Genomic DNA, 25,313 nt, shown 5'->3' on the forward strand with positions numbered 1-25,313 from the left:
CATTTGGAGCAATGGCACGCGTCCGGCGCTCGCAGATCGCCTTCGATCTCGAAAGTTATGGCACCACACAGGCAGGATCCTTTGTGCATAAGCCTTCCTCTCTAAAGCTGCGCCGAGGATTCCGCGCTTGCTATCTGATCCAGATTTTCAATCAGCCGCTTGAGCAGATCGACAAGTTGCTCCGCTTCCGCTTCCGTGAAGCCGGTCAATGCCTCTTTATTCCCTTCGAACAAGGCCGCAATCGCCGCCGGCATGCTGTGCTGTGCAGCCTCCGCCAGCACGATGCGGCGGCTGCGACCGTCAGCGGGATCGGGTGTCCGCTGGATCAGCCCATCCCTCTCCATACGAGCGAGCATCTGCGCCATCGGCGGCTGCTCGACCCTGGCAAAGCGGGCAAGGTCGCGTTGCGTGCTGGCCTTGCCATTTTGCAGCGCGACCAGGACAGGCAACTGGCCGACACCGAAGCCGAGCGGTTTGAGGCGTGACTCGCTGAGGCGGGCGAAGCCCCGCGCCGCAAGACTGATGAGATGCCCCGGCGTAGAAAGCACATCTTCGTCCAATTCCGATCACCTCTTGCCTGCGCTTGACCGCAAGATATATATGTACGTATGTATATTGATGTGCAGCATGAGGCAAGGCCGTTTCGATGCCGCCAGCGAATGTTTCAATCTCCATAGAGGAAACGACATGTCTCAAAACGACGTCGAAATGATCAAGCGCATCTATGCCAGCTTCAACGCCAGAGACATCGACGCTGTCCTTGCCGTTCTTTCCGATGATGTCGCCTGGGCCAACGGCATGGATGGCGGCCACGTTCATGGCCGTGAGGCCGTGCGCGACTATTGGACACGCCAATGGGCCGTCATCAGTCCGCACGTCGAGCCGGTCGCATTTGAGGAAACCGAAGATGGCGCCGTCGCTGTCGAGGTGATCCAGTCTGTCTTCGACCTCGATGGCCGGCCGCTGGAGGGGCAGGCCCATGGCCTGAAGGACAAGACCGTAACGCATATTTTCCGCATGCAGGGCGACAAGATCGTCCGTTTCGATATCCGGGATACTCTCTAAGCCGAGCGTGCTCTGTAAGCTTGTACGAACTATGCCTGGGATGGCTGCTCCTGGCGGAAGCGGCCTTTGTCAGACTCGCCTTTCGACCCGTCGGGCAACCCGGCTTGTGCGTCTCAGGTCGCGCTTAGCCGGCGCTATCGGTTCAGAGCCTGCGCGCTTCCAGACGCCGCTTGTCGCGCTCGACATAGTCGGAGCCGAGCTCCGTCAGACGGAATTGGCGTTTCTGAAATTCCCCGCGGATCAAGATGAAACCTTGCTCTTCGGCTTCGCTCAATGTCTTCAGGCTGGTGCCTTTGGGGGGAGACTGCCAAGCCATGCCATCGGCGCTGTGCAGCAAGACCATGATCTTTATAATTTTGTTTCTCCATGGCCGATGCATACAGCCGGGCTGCATCGCTTCAGCAATCCGCTGGTTCCGCATTCTTGATTTGGCACCATCCAGGAGAAGCCAATTGATTTAAAGGATTATTTTTGGCCAATCCGGAGTTTCGCAAAAGCTATTGTATAAAAGCTCCAATAGTCTTGGTCAATTCAATCACTCCGTCCCAACAGGTTTGGCCATGCCTGGCGATTGGCCCGATGGCGCTTATTTCCATTGAATCCCGACATCAGCGGCGCATTCCCGCCCGAGGCCGATCTTCCGCTATCGGCACGAAGGGCTGCACTCCTCAGGGGCTGCGTCTCGCAACATGATCCCGTATTGCCACTGCACTTTCCGCTGGCGACATGAAAGTCACATCCAACGTCAGTGCGTGTTGGTGCGGGATATCAAGAACCAGCGCCTGTTGGCTTCGGCTCCTCGACGTCTCGACGTCGGTCGTTTTCAAGTGGCCGCGCCGCGCGGGGGACGAAACGCGGCGCTCCAATTCTTCTTCGGCACACAGCAATCTCACCGGCACGAAGACCGCGGCGCGCTGTCCGGCGGCGTCATAGAACTGCTGGTACGTCCGCGCGCTCCGCTCATCGCCTTCGACACCGGCATGGGTGAAGATGAAATTCGCCGACGGGGCGCTATAGGCGGTGATCGCATCCAGGACGGCCTGCCGGACCCTGCCAGTGTACTCCCATATGCCCTTTGGGAGCGGAGCGGTTCCCTCCTCGTCGAGGAGGCGCAAGATCGGGTTGTTGAACCAGTGATTATCGACGGTCTTTGCTGATATAAGCGAGCCGAGTTCTTTGGCGATTGTCAGCTTGCCGACGCCCGGAAACCCCAAGAGCAACACGAAAACACTCATCGTTCGACAACTCTCCCAACACAATCCATCGGTGTGAAAACACAGCATTTCTGCGCTTCCACGAGCTGAACCGCTTAATGCGATGCCGCCTCGCTGGCGACAGCCGTCCCCTCGCGCTTCTGGCTCGGCCCGACCGGGATCAGCCAGGTGGTGAAGAAGGTCAACACCGCGACGACGACCACGCCCCAGAAGCTCCAGTGCAGCGCCGCATTGAAGACCGAGCGGATCGCCGGATCGGCGGCGAGCGCCGAAAGCCCGGTCGGCTGGTTCAGCACCTCGTGCAGGCCTGCCGCCGCATCGCCGCTCGCATAATGGTTGATGCCGGCATTGAGGATGGCGCCGAGCACGGTGGCGCCGAGCGTATTGCCGAGGCTGCGGGCAAAGATGATCGAGGCTGTGGCGCTGCCGCGCATCGACCATTCGACGCTGTCCTGCACCAAGACGATGCTGGTGAGGCTGATGAGACCCATGCCGAAGCCCATGAAGAAGGAGTCGGCGCCGGCAACGACCGGCGAACTGTCAGGGGTCAGGAACAACAGGAAACAGGCGCCGAAAGGAAACATCAGGCTACCGACGCGCAGCGTGCGGCGGATGCCGAAGGCCTTGTAGAGGCGGCTGGAGAGCATCACCGCCAAGGGCCAGCCGACGACGAGCATGGTGAGCGTGAACCCCGCGACAAGAGGCGAGCGGCCGAGCACGCCCTGCACATAAAGCGGTAGGATTGTCGAAAGCCCGATCAGCGCCAGGCCGGCCAGCAGCGTCGCCGCATAGCTGGTCGCAATCAGCCTTCGGCTCCACAGCGGGATCGAAATGCGCGGCTCCGGCGCCCGCTTATCCTGGGCGAGAAAGAGCAGGCCCGTCACCACGAAGACGGCGAAAAGCGAAAGCAGGATCCAGGCGCTCGCATCGGTTTCCGTCAGCATGACGAGAAGTGCCACGATCGAAATCGAAAACAGCACCGATCCGAGGTAATCGATCTTTGCCTGCTTGTGCGCCACGTCCTCCTTCAGGAAGATCATGAAGGCGATGATCGAGATGATGCCGATCGGCAGGTTGATCCAGAAGATCCAGGCCCAGGAGATATTGTCGACGATGATGCCGCCGGCGAGCGGCCCGACGACGGCCGAGGTCGCCCAGACGGTCGCCATCGCGCCCTGCACGCGGCCGCGCTCCTCCAGCTTGAAGAGATCGCCGATGATCGTCATCGTCACCGGCTGGATGGCGCCGGCGCCGAGCCCCTGAAGCAGCCGGAACAGCACCAGCGACATCATCGACCAGGCAAGCCCGCAGAGCAATGAGCCGACGAGGAAGATCAGGATGCCGCCGATCAGCACCGGCTTGCGCCCGAAAATGTCGGAAAGCTTGCCGTAGATGACCGTCGTCGTCGACTGCGCCAGCAGGAAGGCCGAAAACACCCAGCTGTAATAGGAAAAGCCGCCGAGCTCCCCGACGATGCGCGGCATCGCGGTCGCCACGATCGTCGCCTCGATCGCCACCATGAAGGTCGCCAGCATGATGGTGGCGACGATAAGCACGCGGTTCGAGCGTTGCGCTGCATTCGACATGACGATCCTCTTCGGGTGCTCCGCAGATGCCGGAAATATCGGCAGGCTGGCGAGATGTGGGGCGATGCGCCGCTTGCGGAGTGATGTGGCTCTTTTACGACCTCAAGCCCGGCCGGTAAAGCAGGCCGCGACCGGTTTCTGACAGCAACGGTTGTTTTCGCGTGATGTCAGGGAAGTTTCGGCCGCAAGCGAAGGCCCGGTGCCATTCCGCTCCGGGCCTTCGTTTTGTCAGAAGGAAAGGCGAACGATCGCCTCATCTTCATTGCGGGCATGCCTCGCCGAGCGAGCCGGTATCCGCGCTGCCGCTGGTGCAACCCGGCGTCTGCTGCAGGTTGGGATTGACCCCGCCAGGGTTGATCGTGCTGCGGCCGCTGTTGAGATTGACGCCGCCAGTGCCGGTCGTGCTGCCGGTGGTGCCGGAATCGGTGCCGACAGACCCTGTGCCCGTTGCACCGCCGCCGACAGAACCAGTGCCAGCTGACCCCGGCCCGCCGGAACCAGCGCCCGAACTCCCCGGTCCACCGATAATCGGCGCCACCGAAAGCCGCCCATTGGCATCCGCACCCCCGGCCGTCTGCGCCAGCGCCGAACCGGTCAGACCGATCGAAAGCAGCGATATCGCGATGAACTTGCAGGACATGATTTTCTCCATGCTTGTTGTCTCACGGGGAGAACCAGCTTGGCTGGGGCATTGTTCCTGTCGGGGTTGCGGTTTTCACGGTCGTTTGATTGGGCCGGGCGCCGGAAAAGCTGCGAACATGAATTGGACAGATGCTAACCCCGGAGAATTTAAGCGCCCCATTCCGCTTAGGAACCTCATCTACGCCAGCTCTATCAGTTGCTCAGTGAGCAATGAGCTTGAAACCTTTCGGAAATCTCGCCAGCGGAAAATTGCGCTGGTCGATTACCGAGATGACAATAGCGGGTGGCACTCCTCCCAAATCGCCCTATTGCTGGCGGAGTCAAGTGAAAGTCTCGACCCAGCATAAGCGTCAGATCTCGATGACAGTTGCAACAGAAATCTCCAATACGCCCATTGTTTCGAGTGGACTAGATATCGGCGTGATGGTATTTGTTAGTCCACCGCTTCGTTTGGAATTATATCATTAAAATATGGAGATTGTGGGTTACATGGACTTGCAAGAGAGATTATCAGAAAATGTAGTCCAGTTGGCGAGGCTTGGCCTAGCTGGTAGAGCGCAGGATGTGCAGGCCTACTTGAGGCAGTCAATCCGAAAGCTCAGGAAGCAAAGTCCAGAAGTTGCGGATCAGCTTTCCGAGCTGCTTGCTCTTGCTCCAACGGCTTTGTCCCCCCTTCGGGATTTCGGCGGGGCAATTGTTCCGGTTGATGTAGATTCTCGTCTGGCGCTCGCTAAAAGCGAATTTCCTGTAGTTATGTCAGGCGAGCCAATCCTCGATGCTGATCTGCGTGATCGGATCGGGCAGGTCGCGGCAGAGCAACGCCATTTATCTGAGCTTGAAAGGCAAGGCCTAGGGCCGACGAGGTCTCTACTGTTTGTTGGGCCGCCAGGGGTCGGTAAAACGATGAGTGCTCGGTGGCTGGCGTCGTTGCTGAGGCGGCCGTTAATAACGCTCGATCTCGCGACTGTCATGAGTAGCTATTTAGGTAAGACTGGCGCGAATATCCGCTCGGTTCTCGAATATGCAAAAGGCGTCGAATCTGTGCTGCTCTTAGATGAGTTCGACGCCATCGCGAAGAAACGGGATGATGAGGGTGATGTCGGAGAGCTCAAGCGCCTCGTTACGGTACTTCTTCAAGAGGTGGATGATTGGCCTTCCACCAGTCTTCTAATCGCTGCTACAAACCACGGTGAACTTCTGGACCACGCTGTGTGGCGTCGCTTTGATGATGTCCTCGAATTCCGCACTCCAACGGCTGCCGAGCGGGCTGAGGCTTTAACAGGTCTTTTTGGTGACGATGCAGAAACATTGGCCGCCTGGATGCCATTGCTCGTCAATTTATGGGATGGGCGCTCGTTCAGCGATTTGACACGGTCTGTGCAGTGGATGAGGCGTCGAGCAACTATCACCGAGGAGCCGTTACTTGATGTGATTCTTGAACGCGTGGGACACGAGTTGAGGGACGGTCCGGCAGAGGATCGGAAGAACGCCGCTCATCTCCTAGCTGAGAACGGGTATAGCGATCGAAAAATAAGCGAGATCGTCGGTATCTCACGCGACACGATACGTAAAACTAGATCACCGGCTCCTACAAAGCGTGCAAAGGCAAATTAATAATGGCCAGTCCGAGATATTTGATAGGTCAAGGTGAGCAGCTTTCGGAAGAAATCGCTCGCCCGCCTCGTGGTATGGGCGAGAAAGCCCATCCATATTCGTTTACTGAAGCTCGTCGCCGTCTATCTCCCCAATGGCAGTCGACCGCAAAGGCGATCGAGTCGTTGCCGTCACTCGCCCGGCCAGGAGGTGAGGCCGCCTTGGAAGTTACGTTGCATCCAAGCTACCTCGCAAAGTCATATTATCCAGCGGGACTGATCGACGCATTGGGTCTGCATCACCTTGGAAGTCGGGCAGTCCATGTCATCCCTGACAAGGTCGTGACTGCCAAGGCTGAGGAAAGTGGTAAGGCACAGCCAGCTCCGGTTCTATATCTTGCCGGCGACGCCGATCGATTGATAGAATTCAGCAGGGCGGTGGCCAACTGGTCGCCACGAGACGAAAATATCGAGGATGCCTTCCGAAGGATTGAAAGCGTCACGGTTCCCGGCCGCAACCGATTGAAGGCCCTTTCCTCCCGTTTCGATGGGCGCGACACCATTCCTATGGAAGTCGTTTTGCATAATCCAGACGAACTCGGAAACAGTGAGGTCATTTTGACTTTCGCTGAGTTTTTGCGATCGTTGGATGTTCGCTTCGATCTCAATCGTCAAAGGCAAAGCGGTGGTTTGGCGTTTTTGCCGATTGTCGCGCCTCGCGAAAGACTGGACGACGTCCTGGATTTTTCCTTTCTTCGAGTTCTACGAGAAGCGCCGCGCATCGTCCCTTTTGATCCGGTAGTCCGCTCCGTTGGGCGAGGTTTTCCGGTAACCATTTCGACAGAAGAGGCGGTCGCCCCCGATCTGTCAGTCGCGATATTCGATGGAGGACTTCCCGTTTCCCACGGACTTGATCAGTGGGTGACGCTTCGCGATGCCGCTGGCGTCGGAGCGGCCGTTGCATCTGCCCAGGCGCATGGATTGGCGGTGACGTCTTCCTTCTTATTCGGTCCATTGAGCCAAGGGCAGCCTGTTCAAAAACCATATGCAAATGTCGACCATTGGCGTGTTTATGGTGATACCGACAGCACTAGCGATTTCGAGGCATTCGACATTCTTGATCGCATCGAAGCAGTGCTGACATCTCGTCGTTACGACTTCATCAACATTAGCCTCGGTCCAGATTATGCCGTCGATGATGATGATGTAAGTCCGTGGACGGCAAGGCTTGATCAAATCCTATCGAACGGGGAAACCGTCGCTACGATTGCATGCGGTAACAATGGAGAACGTGATCGATTGAAAGGCTTACATCGTGTACAGCCGCCCTCCGACGGCGTTAACATGCTTGCTGTCGGAGCAAGCGACAGCTTCGGAAGTGATTGGAAGCGAGCCTCTTATAGTGCATGCGGGCCTGGCCGCAGCCCAGGGTATGTGAAGCCCGATTTTGTGGCCTTCGGCGGCTCCCATAGTTCGCCGTTTCTGGCATTGAGTGCTGTCCAGCCGCATGCTGCGTCCGGAACGATGGGAACGAGCTTTGCCGCGCCGCTGGCCATGCGTTCCGGGGCCGGTGTCCGTGCGCAGTTTACTGAGCCCCTTTGGGCTCCGGCGGTAAAGGCTTTATTGGTGCATCATGCAAATGGAGATGAGACCACCCGCCGGGAGACAGGTTGGGGATTTCTATCGCACGGTCTGGGCGACCTCGTTCTGTGTGACGATTACGAAGCTCATATTGTCTATCAGCGGCTGATGCCTACAACGGGAGCGGTCCGACTGTACCTGCCTGTACCTGACGGGCTTACGGGAATGGTCGAGATAAAGGCGACGTTCTCGTTCTTTTGTGAAGTTGATCCGGAAGACGCCATTAACTACACACGTGCTGGGTTGGACATCCAATTTCGGCCCGACACTACCAGTCTTCCCGCGCCTTACTACAAGGGTGCAAAACTCATCACGCCCACAGTGCCTGCAAGCGACAGTTTCTTTTCCGCAAAGAATTTCTACGCAACGGAGCACATGCAACGCGATGATGCCCAAAAATGGGAAACAACATTGTCTCGCACAAAAACCAAACGGGCATCATCCCTTAACCAGCCGGCTTTTGACGTGAGTTATGTTGCTAGAGAGCATGGCCATGGCGGTCGAAGATCAGCGAACATGAAGTTCGCTCTGGCGCTGACCATCCGGAACCGATCAGCGAAAGACCTTTACGACAGGGTGATCGTGAGTTCTGGTAATCGATTGCAAGCCATGCGCCCGAGGGTGGGGGTTCAGGTGCCGATCCGCTTACCAAGATAGCGGATGGCAGATTGGTGCGAATGAGGCGACGCAAAGGAGATATTATTAGCTAGTTGAGTGGTGCCGCTTGCAGGACTCGAACCTGCGACCCCATCATTACGAATGATGTGCTCTACCACCTGAGCTAAAGCGGCCTCTCACGGCCGAAGCATGCGGCCTGCGATTTGCATGGCGCTGATACAGGCATTGTTGGAAGATTTCAAGCACCCTGTCATGGCTTTGGCAAAAAAGAGGGGAGGGGCGGGAAGGCGCGCCTCAGAGCGTCAGCCGGGCGCGCGCTGCCCTGTATTCGGCCTCCAGCCGGTCGACGAGATTTGCCACCGGCTCGACCGCCTTGATGGCGCTGATGCCCTGGCCGCTGCCCCATATGTCCTTCCAGGCCTTGGCGCCGCCGACAGCCTGCTCGAAATCCATCTTCGAGACATCGGCTAAGGGGAGATTGTCCGGGTCCATGCCGGCCGCCACGATCGAGGGCTTGAGATAGTTGCCGTGCACGCCGGTGAAATAGTTGGAATAGACGATATCGCTGGCAGCCCCTTCGACGATCGCCTGCTTGTAGGCGTCCGCGGCGCGGGCCTCTTCAGTGGCGATGAAGGGCGAGCCGATATAGGCCATGTCGGCGCCCATCGCTTCTGCGGCGAGAATGGCGCCGCCGGTGGCGATCGCGCCAGCCAGCAGCAGCGGCCCGTCGAACCATTCGCGGATTTCCTGGATCAGCGCAAAGGGCGACAGCGTGCCGGCATGGCCGCCGGCGCCGGCGGCGACCGCAATCAGTCCGTCGGCGCCCTTGCGGATCGCCGAATGGGCGTGGCGGTTGTTGATAATGTCATGCAGCACAATGCCGCCATAGGAATGCACGGCGGCATTGACCTCCGGCACTGCGCCGAGCGAGGAGATGACGATCGGCACCTTGTATTTGACGCAGAGCGTAAGATCGTGCTCCAGCCGCTTGTTCGACATATGGACGATCTGGTTGACGGCAAAGGGGGCGGCCGGCCGCTCCGGATGGGCGGCGTCGTGGCGGGCGAGCTCCTCGGTAATCTCCGCCAGCCATTCGTCGAGCTGGCTTTCCGGCCGGGCGTTCAGTGCCGGAAACGCTCCGACGATGCCCGCCTTGCATTGCGCCAGCGTCAATGCCGGATGCGAGATGATGAAGAGCGGCGAGCCGATGACCGGCAGTCTCAGTTTATCCCTCAGGATTGGGGGCAGGGCCATGGTCATCACCTCCATTGACGTTTACGAAAACGTCAATCTCATAACAGAGATGAAAAGGCGATAAAAGACCGGCTGCCATGCCTTCGTCGATTTCGGCCCGAATATATACGTCCGAGAAAGCTAATAGAATAAGGCCCGTAAGCGGTGAAAGCTGCCGATATCCCTGCCGATCGATGGCAGCAGGGCCTGCAAGGCTTGCGGTTTGCCGCACTTGCCGTTACCGAATTTTGATGGAGAACGGCAGGGATTGCAGTCCAATGCCGAGTTCAAGGTGAAGGACTGAATGTGAGCGGATTAGAAACGGCCATCAGAACAGCGCTCGAAAATTCCGATCGCGACAATCCGGAGGTTCGAGCGAGGATCTATCAGTCCGCCCGCCAGGCGCTGGAAGCCGGCCTGCGCAAACAGGATATCACCGATTCCGAAGTCGTCGCCCATCACCGCCACCGCCTGGAAAGCACCATTCACGCCATCGAAGGCGAGGAGCGCGACCGCCTTCACCCCCGCCAGAGGCCGCCTGAAGTGCCGGTGCCGCCGGTCGTGGAAATGCCCACACCGCCGGTTCCGCGCGGTGATGTGGCCGATATCGACAGCCTTATCGATAGTCCCGTGCCCGCGGGCGAAACCCGCACCCCCGAGGTAGCCTTCAGCCGCGGCGACGAGTCGAGCCTCGACGACGTGCATGCCGGCAATACCGATCATCTGGCTGCCGCTCCCGTCGGCGAGGAACGCCTTGCCCGCGGTCAGCGCGCCACCACCATGGATTTCCGCCCGGAGCGGGCGGCGGGCCGCCGCAAGCCGCGCAAATTCTTTTCGCGGCTGCTCGTCTGGTGCGTGCTGCTTGCCTTCATCGGCATCGGCGCCTGGTGGGCGCATACGTCGGGCCTGCTGATGACAGCGGCCGAACGCGACACCAGCGTTGCCAATCCGCCGGCAAGCACGCAGCCCGAGGATTTTACCGGCAATGACGATAGCGCCGGGAATGCGGGCTCTCACACCGATCAGCCGGTGACCATCGATCCGCAGAACAGTTTCTCGGCCGATTGGATCCCCCTGTTCAAGCCCGAGGACGCCGACAAGATGCAGACCGGCCCGCGGGCGCGCACCGAAAAAATCGAAGAGAACGACGGTCCCGCAATCCGGCTGATTTCCGAGAGCGGTACTGCCGATGGCAATATCTCGATCAGCGTGCCGCCGTCGGTGCTGCAGCAGCTGGCCGGCAAATCCTCCACGATCGCGCTTACGCTGCAGTCCACCACCGACGAGCCGACGCAGATCACCGTCGAATGCAATTTCCAGACGCTCGGCAATTGCGCCCGCCATCGCTTCAACGTCACCCGGGAAAAATCGGACGCGCTGCTGCAGGTGAAGTTCGACCGCTCGCTGGCGCCGAATTCACCGGGCACGCTGACGATCAACAGCGATCTCGACGGCAAGGCGCGCGGCATCAACCTCTTCGCCATCCGCATCCTGCCGGGGCAGTGACCCCGGTCCCGGCAGAGCCGGTGACCCCGTTCCTGGGAGCCGGTGACCCCGGTCCCGCTGCAATCGGTGACCCCGGTCCCGATGCGATCGGTGCCCTATTTCAAAAAGCCAGACCCTGAGCCGATGATCTCCGCGTCGACCGTGCCGAGCGCTTGTCTGTCCTTGCCGTCATAATCCATCTTGTTCAGCATGTGGCGGATGAGTTCGAGGCGCGCCCGCCGCTTGTCATTGCCGTGGATCACCGTCCAGGGCGCGAAATCCGTATGGGTTTCCTTCAGCATCCGATTGCGCTTGTCGCTGTAATCGTCCCATTTCGTCAGCGCCGCGATATCCATAGACGACAGTTTCCAGACTTTCAGCGGATCGTGCCGGCGGTCGTGGAAACGCTTGAGCTGCATCTCGCGGCCGATATCGAGATAGAATTTAAAGAAGAAGATGCCCTCATGGGCGATGATCTTTTCGAGCTGCGGCGCCTGCTTGAGGAAATCCTCATATTGCTGCGGCGTGCAGAAGCCCATGACCGGCTCGACGCCGGCGCGGTTGTACCAGGAGCGGTCGAACAGCACGAATTCGCCAGCCGTCGGAAACTGCGCGACATAGCGCTGGAAATACCATTGTCCCTGCTCGCGGTCGGTCGGCTTGGTCAGCGCCACGACGCGCGCTAGGCGTGGGTTCATATTCGCCGAGGAGGCCGAAATCGCGCCGCCCTTGCCGGCAGCGTCGCGCCCTTCGAACAGCGCCATCACCCGCTTGCCGGTCGCCTGCAGCCAGAACTGCACTTTGACGAGTTCGATCTGCAGCTTTTCCAGCTGCTCCAGATAGTCCTCCTCCTTGAGCTTCTTCTTGTGGGGAAAGTCGCCGGATTCCAGCGCGCGTTCCTCCACCCAGGCCGGCAGAGTGGGATCGTCGACATCGAAGATGCGCTTCTTTCCGCGGATCTCCAGCTCCACGGCCCTGTTTTCGACGTCCTCGTCCATATCAGCCTCCACAGCCCGATCGCTTCTCTTCCTGCAAGCGAACATATTTACCGTTGAAAATCAAATCTTTCGCGGTCGACCGATAATTTTTCGTGGGTTTCTGCTGCGGCTTTTCGCTTCAAAGCGGTAGCCCGAAAACTTCTGTCATGAATTGCCGCTATCAGGCAGAGTTCAATATAAGAAAAACGAATCGACGGCGCGAGGGCACTTGCCAGACGAAACTCCATGGAGAAAAAGCCTGTTGGCGCGCATAAGGCGCGAACGGCCGGTGCTGCTGGCAGCAATCCTCAGCGCGCTCGCCGCGCTTGCCGCCGGCATGAACAAGTGGGTTGTGCTTGTCCTGCTGCTTGTGATGATCCTCACGGCGCTTTTCAATGAGGCGCCGATCATTGAGGCCGAGCCGGCCCCGCCGGTGGAGATCGAGCCGGAAGCGCCGCCAAGCCGGCTGCCTGAAGTTTCCGCCACGCTCTCCGGCCTCGATATCCCCGTCATGGTGCTGTCGGACGACGCCTCGGTGCTCTTCCAGAACCGCGCTGCCGAAAAGGCCTTCGGCGAGGTGGCGCTCGGCGCCCATATATCGGCCCGTATGCGCTCGCCCGGCGTGCTCGACATGGTGCGCGAAACCATCGCCACCAACGCACCGAACCAGATCGAGCATTCCGAGCGGCTGCCGTCCGAGCGCGTCTATATCGTGCGCAGCGCTCCTGTCGAATTCGCGGCCGATGACGGCCCGCATGAACGCTATTTCATCCTCTCCTTCCGCGATATTTCCGAGGTCCGCCGGATCGACCGCATGCGCTCGGATTTCGTCGCCAATGCCAGCCATGAGCTGCGCACGCCGCTTGCCTCGCTGCGCGGCTTCATCGAGACCATCCAGGGGCCGGCGAAGAACGATCTGAAGGCGCAGGCGCGTTTCCTCAACATCATGCTCGACCAGACGACGCGCATGAGCCGGCTGGTCGACGACCTGCTGTCGCTCTCCCGCCTGGAGCTGAAATCGCACATTGCGCCGGATGAGAAGATCGACCTGGTGCCGCTGCTCGGCCATGTCAGAGATGCGCTTGTGCCGCTTGCCAGGGATGTCGGTGTCGACATCAACCTGCATCTACCCGACGGCAAGGTCGAGGTGCTGGGAGATCGCGACGAACTTGTCCAGGTCTTCGAGAACCTGATGGAAAATGCCTGCAAATACGGCCAGGAGGGCGAGATCGTCGATGTCTGGCTGAAGAACGGCACCGGCCAGCCGGTCGAGGTCAGCATCGTCGACAAGGGCCCGGGCATCCCGGCCGAGCACGTGCCGCGGCTGACGGAGCGCTTCTACCGGGTCAGTATCGAGGACAGCCGCTCGAAAAAGGGCACCGGCCTCGGCCTTGCCATCGTCAAACACATCCTCACCCGCCACCGGGCGCGGCTGATCGTCAAGTCGGAAGTCGGAAAGGGCACCGATTTTACCGTCCGCTTCTAACGATATGTCGCAACACTTTTACGTTGCATAATTTTATTATTTAAATCAATAACTTATATTGTCACAAATGTTTCATCGATTTGACATAAAAGGACGAGGCTTCAAGAGCTAAGAGAGTCCCGCCGATGAAAAAAGGCAATGCGAGGGCCTCTCTAAGGCCGCACTCACACAAGCCCAATGCGGGAGATTTCTAATGAACACCTTCAAGCTCACCGTTGCCGCGCTCGCTGCAACTGCTGCTTTCGCTGGCGCAGCCGTCGCCCGCGACCAGATCCAGATCGCTGGTTCGTCCACCGTCCTGCCTTACGCAAAGATCGTTGCCGAGTCCTTCGGCGAAACCTTCACCAACTTCAAGACGCCGGTCGTCGAATCCGGCGGCTCGGGCGCTGGCCTGAAGGAATTCTGCAAGGGCGTTGGCGAAGACACCATCGACATTGCGAATTCTTCGCGTCCGATCAATAAGAACGAAGTGGAAGCCTGCAAGGCTGCCGGCGTAACCGACATCCAGGAAGTCAAGATCGGTTATGACGGCATCGTCTTCGCAACCGACGCTTCCAACCCTGATCTCGCTTACGTTCCTGCCGATATCTACAAGGCCCTCGCAGCCCAGGTCGTCGTCGACGGCAAGCTCGTCGCCAACCCCTACAAGAAGTGGTCGGAAGTCAACCCGAAGCTTCCGGCTGTTGATATTGCTGCCTACATTCCGGGCGAAAAGCACGGCACCCGCGAAGTCTTCGAACAGAACGTTCTCGCTGCCGGCTGCAAGGCCTCTGGCGCAACCGACGTCATCGCCAAGGAAATCGCCGAGAAGGCTGCCCAGGGCAAGGCTTGCGTCGCAGTCCGCAAGGACGGCGTCGCCGTTGACATCGACGGCGACTATCCGGAAACCCTCGCACGCATCGCCGCCAACAAGACCGGCGTCGGCGTATTCGGCCTTTCCTTCTACGAAAACAACGCCGACAAGCTCAAGGTTGCGAGCATGAGCGGTATCGTTCCGTCCACCGAAACGATCGCCAACGGCACCTACCCGGTTTCCCGCCCGCTGTTCTTCTACGTCAAGAAGGCACATCTCGGCGCTGTTCCGGGCCTGAAGGAATATGTCAACTTCTTCGTATCCGACCAGATGATCGGCCCTGACAGCCCGCTCGTCGAATACGGCCTGGTTGCCGCTCCGGATGCCGAGCGCGAAGCGATCCGCAAGGAAGTCGAAGCCGGTAAGGCTATGTAATGACTTTTGCCGGCGCGGTGCCTTTCAGCCCGCGCCGGCATTGCTTATGCCCTGCGCGCCGGCGGTGCCGGAGCTGCAGGGTTGAATTCCTTCTCCATGATTGGAAGCTGAAGGCAGCTGACGAAGCTGCCGGGCTTTTTGGGGCTATGGGCCTGGGGACGTAACGAATGAGCACATCCATCATACTTTTGTGCCTTGTGGTGATCGGTACCGCCGCCTATCTGGTCGCGCGCAACCGTGCCACGGCGCTTGCCGGAGGCAGATCCTCCTCACTGCATTCACGGCCGGCCTATTACGGCGCCTATGCGGCGATCTGGGCAGTTCTTCCCGCCCTCATCGTCCTTGGCCTCTGGCTCTCCATCAGCCCCGGCATCATCCAGTCTTCGGTTCGCAGCGCTTTCCCTGACGACATCAGGGCTCAAGTCTCGGTCGAGCAGGATCTTGGTTATTCGACGGTGGCGACGGTCGCCCGCGGCCTGACGATGCTGACCTCGGATGAAACTGCGGCGGTCGGCAACGATCCGGCTGCGCTTCAGGCCAAGCTCCTCGAAAAGGGCGTGCCGCTTGCCGGCCAGCCGCTGCCTTATATGATCGACGCCGCCAGGACGCTCAACGCCATGAGCATGACGAGCCGCATCGCCATGACGGCGATCGTCTTCGCGCTCGCCGGCGCCGGCGCCTTCTATGCGCTGCGCTCCATCGCTCCGCGCTTCCGCGCCCGCAACCGGGTCGAGCGCGTCATACTCTGGGGCCTGCTGCTCGCCTCCTCGATCGCCATTCTGACGACGATCGGCATCGTGCTCTCCATGCTGTCGGAAGCAGCCCGCTTCTTTGCGGCCGTTCCCGCCATGGACTTCTTCTTCGGCACCGTTTGGGATCCGCGCTTTGCCGGAGCCGGCAGCTCATCCTTCGGTCAGTTCGGCCTGATCCCGCTGCTGCTCGGCACGATCTATATCGGCCTGGTCGCCATGCTGGTCGCCGTGCCGGTCGGCCTCTTTGCCGCCATCTACATGGCCGAATACGCCTCGATGAGGGTGCGCTCGGTCGCCAAGCCGCTGCTGGAAGTGCTCGCCGGCATTCCGACGATCGTCTACGGTTTCTTCGCGCTTGTGACCGTCGGCCCGTTCCTGCGCGATTTCTCCGCCCAGGTCAGCGGCCTTCTGTCCGGCAACTACAGCAATTTCATTCAGGCGCAGAGCGTTCTGACGGCGGGTATCGTCATGGGCATCATGCTGATCCCTTACGTGTCCTCGCTGTCGGACGATATTATTACCGCCGTGCCGCGGTCACTGCGTGACGGTTCGCTCGGTCTTGGTGCCACACGCTCCGAAACCATCAAGAAGGTGGTCTTGCCCGCAGCCCTTCCCGGCATCGTCGGCGCATTGCTGATGACTGCCTCGCGCGCCGTCGGCGAAACCATGATCGTCGTGCTGGCCGCCGGTGTGGCCGCCCGCATCCAGATCAACCCCTTCGAGCCGATGACGACGGTGACGGTCAAGATCGTCAACCAGCTGACCGGCGACCTTGAGTTCACCTCGCCGCAGACGCTGGTTGCCTTTGCCCTTGGCATCACCCTGTTCTGCATCACGCTTTGCCTCAATATCTATGCGCTTTACATCGTGCGCAAATACCGGGAGCAGTACGAATGACGGATATTGTTTCTCCCACATCAGGCGTCACCGTTTCCAAGGCGCCCGCGCGCCGCGATATCGGCATCAAGCGCCGCTATGCCGCCGAGCGCCGGTTCCAGGCCTATGGCATCGCCGCCATTACCTTCGGCCTCGTCTTCCTCTTCATCCTGCTGTGGACGGTAATCGGCAAAGGCTATACCGCCTTCCAGCAGACGGCGATCACCCTGCCGATCGAATTCGTCGAGAAGACGATCGACCCCGACAATAAGCGTGCGACCGACCCTTCGGTGCTGATCGCCGCCAATTATCCGGTTCTCCTGCGTGACGCGATCGTCAAGCAGCTGAACATCAATGCCTCGAGCCGTCCCGACGTGCGCGACGCATCCGCGATGCTGTCGAAAAGCGCGCCGATCCAGCTGCGCGATATGGTGATCGCCGATCCGTCGATCATCGGCAAGACGGTCAATGTCACGGTGCTCGCCGACGCCAATGTCGACAGCGCCAACAAGGCCCAGATCGACCTCTCGGTCGATGAGAAGAACCGCAAGGTCAACGACAAGCAGGTCGGCTGGATGAACGAGCTGAAGGCGAGCGGGGCGCTCCACAAGCAGTTCAACACCGGCCTTTTCGTCAACGGCAATTCCAGCCGTCCGGAGGCCGCAGGCCTTGGCGTCGCCCTGATCGGCTCGCTCTACCTGATGCTGATCGTGCTCGTGCTCGCTCTGCCGATCGGCGTCGCCGCCTCGATCTATCTCGAGGAGTTCGCGCCGAAGAACAAGCTGACGGACCTGATCGAGGTCAACATCAACAACCTCGCCGCGGTGCCTTCGATTGTCTACGGTCTGCTCGGTCTTTCCGTCTTCATCAACTTCATCGGCCTGCCGCGCTCGGCCTCGCTGGTCGGCGGCCTGGTGCTGACGCTGATGACCCTGCCGACGATCATCATCGCGACGCGTGCGGCACTGCGCGCCGTGCCGCCGTCGATCCGCGCCGCAGCGCTCGGCCTTGGCGCTTCGAAGATGCAGATGGTGTTTCACCATGTGCTGCCGCTCGCCATGCCGGGCATCCTGACCGGCACGATCATCGGCCTGGCGCACGCGCTCGGCGAAACCGCGCCGCTGCTCCTGATCGGCATGGTCGCCTTCGTCGCCAATGCGCCGACGACACCGCTCGATCCCTCGACGGCTCTGCCCGTACAGGTCTATATGTGGGCCAACGAGGCAGAACGTGCCTTCGTTGAGCGTACTTCGGGTGCCATCATCGTCCTGCTCCTGTTCCTGATCGTCATGAACATGGGCGCCATCCTCTTGCGTCGTCGCTTCGAGCGCCGCTGGTAAACGGAGTTACACATCATGAACATGTTGACGGAAGCTGCAGTTGAAAAGGCGCTGGATCAGAAGATGAGCAACGTCCCTTATAAAATGATCGGAAAGGATGTCTCGGTTTACTACGGCGAGAAGCGCGCGCTTTTCGATGTGAACCTGAACGTCCGCGAAAACACCGTAACCGCTCTGATCGGCCCGTCCGGCTGCGGCAAGTCGACCTTCCTGCGGTGCCTCAACCGCATGAACGATACGATCGACGGCTGCCGCGTCACCGGCAAGATCACGCTTGATACCGACGATGTCTATGATCCCGATATTGACGTCGTCGAACTTCGCGCCCGCGTCGGCATGGTCTTCCAGAAGCCGAACCCGTTCCCGAAGACGATCTATGAAAACGTCTCCTACGGCCCGCGCATCCATGGCCTTGCCAAGTCGAAGGCCGACCTCGACCAGATCGTCGAGACCAGCCTGCAGCGCGCCGGCCTCTGGAACGAGGTCAAGGACCGCGTGCATGAATCCGGCACCGGCCTGTCGGGCGGTCAGCAGCAGCGCCTCTGCATTGCGCGTGCCGTCGCCGTCAGCCCTGAAGTCATCCTGATGGACGAGCCCTGCTCGGCGCTCGATCCGATCGCCACCGCCAAGGTCGAGGAACTGATCCACGAGCTGCGCGAGAACTACACGATCGTCATCGTCACCCACTCCATGCAGCAGGCCGCGCGTGTCTCGCAGCGCACCGCCATGTTCCACCTCGGCAATCTCGTCGAGGAGAACGACACCGACAAGATGTTCACCAATCCCGACGATCCGCGCACCCAGGACTACATCATGGGTCGCTTCGGTTGATTTTGGCGACACCAAGCCTTCCCGTTATTCGAGGATAAAGCCCCATGGCATCGACACATATTTTTTCTGCCTATGATGATGATCTGAAGTTCCTGTCCAGGCGGATTTCCGAAATGGGCGGCCTGGCCGAGCAGATGGTCAGCGAAGCCGTCCGCGCCCTCGTCAACGGCGATACCGCGCTGGCGCAGAAGGTCATCTCGGACGATGTGATCCTCGATCACGCCGAACGCGAAATCGGCGACAAGGCGATCGTTACCATCGCCCGCCGTCAGCCGATGGCCTCGGACCTGCGTGAAATCATGGGTTCGATCCGCATCGCCGCCGATCTCGAACGCGTCGGCGACCTCGGCAAGAACACCGCCAAGCGCGTCATCGCCGTCCAAAGCACCGGCGTTCCCCGTAAGCTCGCCCGCGGCCTCGAGCATCTGTCCGAGCTGGCGCTCGTCCAGCTCAAGGAAGTGCTCGATGTCTACACCAATCGTTCAGCCGACAAGGCGAATGCGATCCGTGAACGCGACAACGAGATCGACGCGATGTACACCTCGCTGTTTCGCGAACTCCTGACCTATATGATGGAGGATCCGCGCAACATCACCAGCTGCACGCATCTTCTCTTCTGCGCCAAGAATATTGAGCGCATCGGCGACCATGCCACCAACATCGCCGAGACGATCTTTTACATGACGACAGGCGCACAGCCGGAAGGCGATCGTCCGAAGGATGACAGCGCCAACACCGTCGGCGCGGTCACGGAATAACCGCCCGCATAGTTAGTTGCGTGCGCGCCCGTCCGGGGCGCGCAAAGAGGTCGCAGCGAATTTCTGAATTTGCGCAGGATGAATTGCTTAAATCACCCCTGATTTAAGGATGATGCGCGAGGAGACCGACACGCATGATCCCGAGAGTTGCAGTTGTTGAAGACGAGGAAGCCCTCAGCGTGCTTCTTCGCTACAATCTCGAAGCGGAAGGCTTCGAGGTCGATACCATCCTTCGTGGCGACGAAGCCGAGATGAGGCTTCAGGAGCGCACGCCCGATCTTCTCATCCTCGATTGGATGCTGCCGGGTGTCTCCGGCATCGAGCTCTGCCGGCGCCTGCGCATGCGGCCTGAAACCGAGCGCCTGCCGATCATCATGCTGACGGCGCGCGGCGAAGAGAGCGAGCGCGTCCGCGGATTGTCGACGGGCGCCGACGATTATGTCGTCAAGCCCTTTTCGACCCCCGAGCTCGTTGCCCGCGTCAAGGCGATGCTGCGCCGCGCCCGCCCCGAGGTGCTGTCCACGGTGCTGAAATGCGGTGACATCGAACTCGACCGTGAGACCCATCGCGTCCATCGCAAGACCCGCGAAGTCCGCCTCGGCCCCACCGAATTCCGCCTGCTGGAATTCCTGATGTCGTCGCCGGGCCGGGTCTTCTCCCGCTCGCAGCTGTTGGATGGCGTCTGGGGCCACGATATCTATGTCGACGAGCGCACCGTCGACGTCCATGTCGGCCGCCTGCGCAAGGCGCTGAATTTCTCCAACATGCAAGACGTCATCCGCACCGTCCGCGGCGCCGGGTATTCGATGGAAGCCTGAGGGCTTCCATCTGAGCCTGCTGACAAAGCCCTTGCAAAACCTGCGACGTCATCCTCGGCCTTGTGCCGAGGATCTGCGTACGCCAAATTAAGCATTTGAAAATAAAGGTTTTTCCCTCAAGCAATTGGGGTGATCAGATGCTCGGCACAAGGCCGAGCATGACGGAGGGAAACCTCAGCTCCCATCTACGCATAAAAAAACGGGCCACTCGGCCCGTTTTCTGCATTCTGACGATGGTTGTCGTTCAGCTTGCCCGCGCTGCCGCCCGGCGGCGTTCATTGACCGGCTGGTAGGCGAGCTTCTGGTGATAGGCGCAATAGGGCGAATTGTCGGGGGATTCGCAGCCGCAGAAATGGAAGTCGTCCTTCAGCGGATCGCCGACCGGCCATTTGCAGGTGCGTTCGGTCAGTTCCGTCAGGCCGAGGCGGCGCGAAATCGGCACCACCACGTTGCCTCTCGGCACGTATTCCATTTCCTCGATCGTTTCGATCTCGATCTCTTCCTTCAGCATCGTCGCGCCCTGCTGGCGGGTAACGGTGCGGGTCGTGATCCGGGAGGCGTAGTTCGGTGCGCGCGGCGCCGATGTGTTGCGCTTCGGCGTTCGCGCCGCGGTGTTGGTGCCGCCGGCCTTGGCACGGCCGGGAAGGCACAGCCGGTGCACTTTGCCGATGACCGCGTTTCTGCTGACCCCGCCAAGTTGTGCCGCGATCTGGCTGGCGCTCAGTCCTTCGGCCCAAAGCTTCTTGAGTTTCTCGACCCGCTCGTCTGTCCAGTTCATGCCCTGTCTCCACCTTTTGCGTTGGTGATGGCAGAATCCCTCACCGTTGTCCCGGGAGCTCCGAAACAAGAAACGCTTGATCAATTTTGGTGACTAGTTCCGCCGCATGCAGTCTAGTAATTGATCTTTAACCTAGTGTGAGGCTGACTCCGTGACAAGAGTCGCATGAATCCGGATGAATCGAATTCGTAGTTTTCCCCAACTTGCTGCCCCTGCGTGGCATTTCTGCAATAATGCCTGTTGAAGACCGAAAATGCCGCTGTACACCTGTGCTGCATACGCTAAGGGCGCCGTTTTGTTGACATTGCAGCGCGAAAAGGAAATAGTGCCAGTCGCCGCCGCAAGGCGGCATTTTTAATTTTTCGGGCCTGGTTTCCTTAGCCGGAGTCATTGCCCACCAACTTTGATGGAGATCGCGCCATGGCTGAAGCCGCGCCGCTTTATGACACCTATTCTCGTGCCCCGCTGCGGTTCGAGCGAGGCGAGGGCGTATGGCTGATCACCGAAAGTGGCGAGCGATATCTCGATTTCGGCGCCGGCGTCGCCGTCACGTCAGTCGGCCACAGCAATCCGCATGTGGTCGGCGCATTGAAGGAGCAGGCCGACAAGGTCTGGCACCTGTCGAACATCTATGAGATCCCCGGACAGGAGCGTCTGGCAAAACGCCTGACCGACGCCACCTTCGCCGATAAGGTGTTCTTCACCAATTCGGGTGCCGAGGCGCTCGAATGCGCGATCAAGACGGCGCGCCGCTATCAGTTTTCCAAGGGCCATCCCGAGCGTTTCCATATCATCACCTTCGAAGGCGCCTTCCACGGACGGACGCTGGCGACGATCGCTGCCGGCGGCCAGGAGAAATATCTCGAAGGCTTCGGCCCCAAGGCGCCGGGTTTCGATCAGGTGGCTTTCGGCGATATCGAAGCGGTCCGCGCCGCGATCACCGAGGCGACGGCCGCCATCCTCATCGAGCCGGTGCAGGGCGAAGGCGGCGTCCGTCCTGCCACGCCTGAGTTCATGAAGGCGCTTCGCCAGCTCTGCGACGACAACGGCTTGCTCTTGATCCTCGACGAGGTCCAGACCGGCGTCGGCCGCACCGGCAAGCTCTTTGCTCATGAATGGTCGGGCATCACCCCCGACATCATGGCTGTCGCCAAGGGCATCGGCGGCGGTTTCCCGCTCGGCGCCTGCCTTGCCACGGCCGAGGCCGCCTCCGGCATGAAGGCCGGCACGCATGGCTCGACCTATGGCGGCAATCCGCTTGCCATGGCCGTCGGCAGCGCCGTGCTGGACATCATCCTTGCTGATGGCTTCCTCCAGCATGTGCGCGACGTAGCACTTGTCTTCCGCCAGGGCCTCGCCTCGCTGAAGGATCGTTATCCCGATGTGATCGAGGATGTGCGCGGCGAGGGCCTTTTGCTCGGCATCAAGGCTGCCGTTCCCTCAGCCGAACTGCTGCAGGCGATCCGCGCCGCCCATCTGCTCGGCGTGCCCGCCGGCGACAACGTCATCCGCCTTCTTCCGCCGCTCGTGGTCACCGCCGAGGAAGCCCGCGAGGGCCTTGCCCGCGTCGAACGCGCCGCCGAGAGCATTCGCGCCTCCAAGGTCAAGAAGACGGCTTGAAGAGATTGCCGCCTTCGGGCGCAGCACAGGTAAGAAGACGATATGAGCCCTAAACATTTCCTCGATCTTTCGGCAGTCACATCAGCCGATCTCAGAACCATCATGAACGATGCGCTTTCCCGCAAGCAGGCCTTCAAGGCAGGCCAGGGCGACAAGCCGCTCGCCGGCAAGATGCTGGCGATGATCTTCGAGAAGCCGTCGACGCGCACCCGCGTCTCCTTCGATGTCGGCATGCGCCAGCTCGGCGGTGAAACGCTGTTCCTGTCCGGCACCGAGATGCAGCTCGGCCGCGCCGAGACGATCGGCGACACCGCCAAGGTGCTGTCGCGTTATGTCGATGCGATCATGATCCGCACTACCGAGCATTCGCGGCTGGTCGAGCTGGCCCAGCATGCGACCGTGCCTGTCATCAATGCGCTGACGGATGACACCCATCCCTGCCAGATCATGGCCGATATCATGACCTTCGAAGAGCATCGGGGCCCGATCAAGGGCAAGACCATCGCCTGGACCGGCGACGGCAACAATGTGCTGCATTCGCTGGTCGAGGGTGCCGCGCGTTTCGGCTATCGCATGAACATGGCCGTCCCCCTTGGCTCGGAGCCCAAGGATCACTATCTGAACTGGGCCCGCAATGAGGGCGCCGAAATCATGCTCTGCCATGATGCCGACCGTGCGGTCGCCGGCGTCGATTGCGTGGTGACCGATACCTGGGTCTCCATGAATCAGGAACATCGGGCCCGGGGTCACAATGTCTTCCAGCCTTATCAGGTCAACGCGGCCTTAATGGCGAAAGCCGGCAATGATGCATTGTTCATGCATTGCCTGCCCGCTCATCGCGGTGAGGAAGTGACAGACGAAGTGATCGACGGTCCGCAATCCGTGGTCTTCGATGAAGCGGAAAACCGTCTTCATGCGCAGAAGTCGATTCTTGCTTGGTGCCTGGGCGCGATCTGAACCATAATCGGACGTCGCGAGAGACAGACTCGCGACCGCGTGAGCGAAGGGCACGCTGGCCCATCGCTCTGAAACTAGGAGTTAAAAGCCATGGCAGAAGCTGCAGCCGCCCTGGGCCAGTTTGATTTCGCCGGCGATGACCATGTCGTCCCCTTCCAGGTGGAAGGGCTGGATGTGCGCGGCCGCGCCGTTCAGCTCGGCCCGATGCTCGACGCGATCCTCGAGCGTCATCACTATCCCGCACCCGTTGCCCGGCTGCTTGCCGAAGTCGTCGTGCTGACGGTGCTGCTCGGCACCTCGCTGAAGTTCGACGGCAAGTTCACGGTGCAGACCAAGGGCGACGGCCCGGTCGATCTTCTCGTCGCCGATTTCTCGACGCCGGAAAATGTCCGCGCCTATGCCCGTTTCGATCAGGCGCTGCTCAACAAGGCGATCGAGTCAGGCGAAACCGAGCCGGAGCAATTGCTCGGCAAGGGCATTCTCGCCTTCACCATCGACCAGGGCAAGTTCAGCCAGCCCTACCAGGGCATCGTTCCGCTCGACGGCACCACGCTGGAAGATATTGCCGGCGTCTATTTCCGCCAGTCGGAGCAGATCCCGACGCGCGTCCGTCTTGCCGCGGCCGAACTCTTCGACCGTGACGATGCCGGCAAGCCGCGCCATCGCTGGCGGGCAGGCGGCCTCGTCGCCCAGTTCCTTCCGGAAGCGCCGGAGCGCATGCGCCAGCCGGATCTCCACGGCGGCGACGGCGACACCGGCAGCCGCCCGCACGGCGAGGACGATGCCTGGCTCGAAGCGCGTTCGCTGGTCGAGACCATCGACGCCGACGAACTCACCGATCCGCTGGTCGGCACCGAGCGGCTGCTGTTCCGCCTGTTCCACGAGCGCGGCGTGCGCGTCTACGAACCGCGCGCGGTTTTCGACCGCTGCAGCTGCTCGCGGGACAAGATCAAGGGCGTGCTCAAGGGCTTTTCGGCCGAGGAGATCGAGGCCAGCCAGGAAGATGGCGAAATCGCCGTGACCTGCGAATTCTGCTCGACCACCTACCGCTTCGAGCCGGCCGAGCTTCAGCCGGCGGAATAGGCGCGGTTAAGGACACGCACAGCGAACAATAAAAGATTAGCGATGATGCAGCACGGTGACTCGACTTCGCGTAGTCACTGTGCACCTATTCTGTTTCATTGGTTCTGGCCTAAGAAAGCGGATGGGGCGTTGATGCGACTTTTGTTTTTTGTACTCGCGCTCATAGCTGCGATGCCACCAGTGAGCTTGGCTGATGACCAGACAGTCCCATGGAAAGAGGTCGGGGGCTGGAGCGTGGCTGTCGACCCGACTTTAGACAATGGCTGTTTTGTTCTGACTTCCTTTGATGACGACACCATTTTTCGTCTTGGCTTCAATTTCCGCAAAAAGGACAACCCTCTTTACATTCTGCTCGGAAACCCAAACTGGAAATCCTTGGAGAAAGGTAAGCATTATCCCATCGAACTCTCGTTCGACCAGTCTAAACGGACGGCTGATGCGAGAGGTCTGGATCTCGATGGCCTCAAATCATTATGGATTGATTTCGAGGATCCCGACTTGATTGAGGAGTTCGCTGGTAAACTGAGTTTCCGCGCCAGCTTTGGAGGAAAGCAGATTGTGGCTCTCGGTTTGAAAGATTCCGCCAGTGCAGCGGATGAGTTGCTCGCCTGCCAAAAGGCGGTAAACGATGCGGTCGCAAAACATCCGGCGCCGCCACAATCAAAAGATCCGTTCGAAGCAAAGCCAGGCACCCAGGCCTCGGATCCTTTTGACCTTTAGTAGATTGACGACT

At 60.0% G+C, this 25,313-nt stretch carries 24 protein-coding genes and 1 tRNA gene; 15 read left to right on the plus strand and 10 right to left on the minus strand.

What is annotated here, in order from left to right; translation table 11 throughout:
- Positions 1-101: 101 nt before the first annotated feature.
- Entirely contained in the window at positions 102-560 is a 459-nt protein-coding gene (locus FY112_RS20290; protein ID WP_151519132.1) for a MarR family winged helix-turn-helix transcriptional regulator, read from the minus strand.
- A gap of 127 nt (positions 561-687) precedes the next feature.
- Between FY112_RS20290 and FY112_RS20295 the strand changes: the two genes are divergently transcribed.
- The gene (locus tag FY112_RS20295; RefSeq protein WP_151519133.1) at positions 688-1,065 is read left to right on the plus strand and encodes a nuclear transport factor 2 family protein; all 378 of its coding nucleotides are present in this window, start codon (positions 688-690) and stop codon (positions 1,063-1,065) included.
- A 142-nt stretch (positions 1,066-1,207) separates the two neighbouring features.
- Here the strand turns inward: FY112_RS20295 and FY112_RS20300 are convergent, their stop codons facing one another.
- From FY112_RS20300 to FY112_RS20315, 4 genes are all read right to left on the minus strand, one after another.
- Positions 1,208-1,459: a hypothetical protein gene (locus FY112_RS20300; protein ID WP_181018253.1), complete on the minus strand. Its 252-nt coding sequence runs from the start codon at positions 1,457-1,459 to the stop codon at positions 1,208-1,210.
- A gap of 274 nt (positions 1,460-1,733) precedes the next feature.
- Positions 1,734-2,300, minus strand: a complete 567-nt coding sequence (locus FY112_RS20305) for a chloramphenicol phosphotransferase (RefSeq protein ID WP_151519134.1) — start codon at positions 2,298-2,300, stop codon at positions 1,734-1,736.
- Between the two features lie 74 nt (positions 2,301-2,374).
- Entirely contained in the window at positions 2,375-3,865 is a 1,491-nt protein-coding gene (locus FY112_RS20310; RefSeq protein ID WP_151519135.1) for an MDR family MFS transporter, read from the minus strand.
- A gap of 259 nt (positions 3,866-4,124) precedes the next feature.
- Positions 4,125-4,505: a hypothetical protein gene (locus FY112_RS20315; RefSeq protein ID WP_151519136.1), complete on the minus strand. Its 381-nt coding sequence runs from the start codon at positions 4,503-4,505 to the stop codon at positions 4,125-4,127.
- 491 nt (positions 4,506-4,996) lie between these two features.
- Here FY112_RS20315 and FY112_RS20320 point away from each other — a divergent pair, with 491 nt between their 5' ends.
- Both FY112_RS20320 and FY112_RS20325 read left to right on the plus strand, forming a co-directional pair.
- Positions 4,997-6,121, plus strand: coding sequence for an ATP-binding protein (locus tag FY112_RS20320; RefSeq protein WP_181018249.1), 1,125 nt, complete (start codon positions 4,997-4,999; stop codon positions 6,119-6,121).
- A gap of 200 nt (positions 6,122-6,321) precedes the next feature.
- Complete coding sequence (locus tag FY112_RS20325; RefSeq protein ID WP_181018250.1) at positions 6,322-8,397, plus strand: S8 family peptidase; 2,076 nt, start codon at positions 6,322-6,324, stop codon at positions 8,395-8,397.
- A 58-nt stretch (positions 8,398-8,455) separates the two neighbouring features.
- Here FY112_RS20325 and FY112_RS20330 read toward each other — a convergent pair.
- Together FY112_RS20330 and FY112_RS20335 are read right to left on the minus strand one after the other, a co-directional pair.
- Positions 8,456-8,531 (minus strand) — tRNA-Thr (locus FY112_RS20330).
- Between the two features lie 121 nt (positions 8,532-8,652).
- The gene (locus FY112_RS20335; protein WP_151519139.1) at positions 8,653-9,612 is read right to left on the minus strand and encodes a nitronate monooxygenase family protein; all 960 of its coding nucleotides are present in this window, start codon (positions 9,610-9,612) and stop codon (positions 8,653-8,655) included.
- A gap of 285 nt (positions 9,613-9,897) precedes the next feature.
- On the opposite strand from FY112_RS20335, the gene FY112_RS20340 reads away from it, so the two are divergent.
- Positions 9,898-11,097 carry a regulator gene (locus FY112_RS20340; protein WP_151519140.1) on the plus strand — a complete coding sequence of 400 codons (1,200 nt, stop codon included), beginning with the start codon at positions 9,898-9,900 and terminating at the stop codon, positions 11,095-11,097.
- A 95-nt stretch (positions 11,098-11,192) separates the two neighbouring features.
- On the opposite strand, the gene ppk2 is transcribed toward FY112_RS20340, so the two are convergent.
- Positions 11,193-12,074, minus strand: a complete 882-nt coding sequence (gene ppk2, locus FY112_RS20345; RefSeq protein WP_151519141.1) for a polyphosphate kinase 2 — start codon at positions 12,072-12,074, stop codon at positions 11,193-11,195.
- A 47-nt stretch (positions 12,075-12,121) separates the two neighbouring features.
- Positions 12,122-12,301, minus strand: a complete 180-nt coding sequence (locus tag FY112_RS36855) for a hypothetical protein (RefSeq protein WP_181018251.1) — start codon at positions 12,299-12,301, stop codon at positions 12,122-12,124.
- Positions 12,302-12,315: 14 nt separating this feature from the next.
- Here FY112_RS36855 and phoR point away from each other — a divergent pair, with 14 nt between their 5' ends.
- From phoR to phoB, 7 genes are all read left to right on the plus strand, one after another.
- Positions 12,316-13,539 carry a phosphate regulon sensor histidine kinase PhoR gene (gene phoR, locus FY112_RS20350; protein WP_151519142.1) on the plus strand — a complete coding sequence of 408 codons (1,224 nt, stop codon included), beginning with the start codon at positions 12,316-12,318 and terminating at the stop codon, positions 13,537-13,539.
- Positions 13,540-13,732: 193 nt separating this feature from the next.
- Positions 13,733-14,767, plus strand: a complete 1,035-nt coding sequence (locus tag FY112_RS20355) for a substrate-binding domain-containing protein (RefSeq protein ID WP_151519143.1) — start codon at positions 13,733-13,735, stop codon at positions 14,765-14,767.
- A 167-nt stretch (positions 14,768-14,934) separates the two neighbouring features.
- Positions 14,935-16,416, plus strand: coding sequence for a phosphate ABC transporter permease subunit PstC (pstC, locus tag FY112_RS20360; protein ID WP_151519144.1), 1,482 nt, complete (start codon positions 14,935-14,937; stop codon positions 16,414-16,416).
- A complete protein-coding gene (gene pstA / locus FY112_RS20365) occupies positions 16,413-17,735 on the plus strand; it encodes a phosphate ABC transporter permease PstA (RefSeq protein WP_017958847.1) in 1,323 nt (440 codons plus the stop codon). Before pstC ends, pstA begins: the two co-directional genes overlap by 4 nt.
- A gap of 15 nt (positions 17,736-17,750) precedes the next feature.
- A complete protein-coding gene (pstB, locus tag FY112_RS20370; protein WP_017958848.1) occupies positions 17,751-18,566 on the plus strand; it encodes a phosphate ABC transporter ATP-binding protein PstB in 816 nt (271 codons plus the stop codon).
- 44 nt (positions 18,567-18,610) lie between these two features.
- A complete protein-coding gene (phoU, locus tag FY112_RS20375; RefSeq protein WP_003556199.1) occupies positions 18,611-19,324 on the plus strand; it encodes a phosphate signaling complex protein PhoU in 714 nt (237 codons plus the stop codon).
- A 134-nt stretch (positions 19,325-19,458) separates the two neighbouring features.
- A complete protein-coding gene (gene phoB, locus FY112_RS20380; RefSeq protein ID WP_003545181.1) occupies positions 19,459-20,142 on the plus strand; it encodes a phosphate regulon transcriptional regulator PhoB in 684 nt (227 codons plus the stop codon).
- Positions 20,143-20,386: 244 nt separating this feature from the next.
- Here phoB and FY112_RS20385 read toward each other — a convergent pair whose 3' ends face one another.
- Positions 20,387-20,920, minus strand: coding sequence for a GcrA family cell cycle regulator (locus tag FY112_RS20385; RefSeq protein ID WP_131627977.1), 534 nt, complete (start codon positions 20,918-20,920; stop codon positions 20,387-20,389).
- Between the two features lie 420 nt (positions 20,921-21,340).
- Between FY112_RS20385 and FY112_RS20390 the strand changes: the two genes are divergently transcribed.
- The 4 genes from FY112_RS20390 (at position 21,341) to FY112_RS20405 (ending at position 25,300) form a co-directional block, all read left to right on the plus strand.
- The gene (locus tag FY112_RS20390) at positions 21,341-22,540 is read left to right on the plus strand and encodes an aspartate aminotransferase family protein (protein ID WP_131627979.1); all 1,200 of its coding nucleotides are present in this window, start codon (positions 21,341-21,343) and stop codon (positions 22,538-22,540) included.
- 42 nt (positions 22,541-22,582) lie between these two features.
- Positions 22,583-23,497, plus strand: a complete 915-nt coding sequence (gene argF / locus FY112_RS20395; RefSeq protein ID WP_003545186.1) for an ornithine carbamoyltransferase — start codon at positions 22,583-22,585, stop codon at positions 23,495-23,497.
- A gap of 90 nt (positions 23,498-23,587) precedes the next feature.
- A complete protein-coding gene (locus FY112_RS20400; RefSeq protein WP_011650339.1) occupies positions 23,588-24,580 on the plus strand; it encodes an Hsp33 family molecular chaperone in 993 nt (330 codons plus the stop codon).
- Between the two features lie 132 nt (positions 24,581-24,712).
- Positions 24,713-25,300 carry a hypothetical protein gene (locus tag FY112_RS20405; protein WP_072639760.1) on the plus strand — a complete coding sequence of 196 codons (588 nt, stop codon included), beginning with the start codon at positions 24,713-24,715 and terminating at the stop codon, positions 25,298-25,300.
- The last annotated feature ends 13 nt before the right edge of the window (positions 25,301-25,313 follow it).

It is taken from the genome of Rhizobium sp. PEPV16 (assembly GCF_008919455.1).
Classification (GTDB): Bacteria; Pseudomonadota; Alphaproteobacteria; order Rhizobiales; family Rhizobiaceae; genus Rhizobium; species Rhizobium leguminosarum_Q.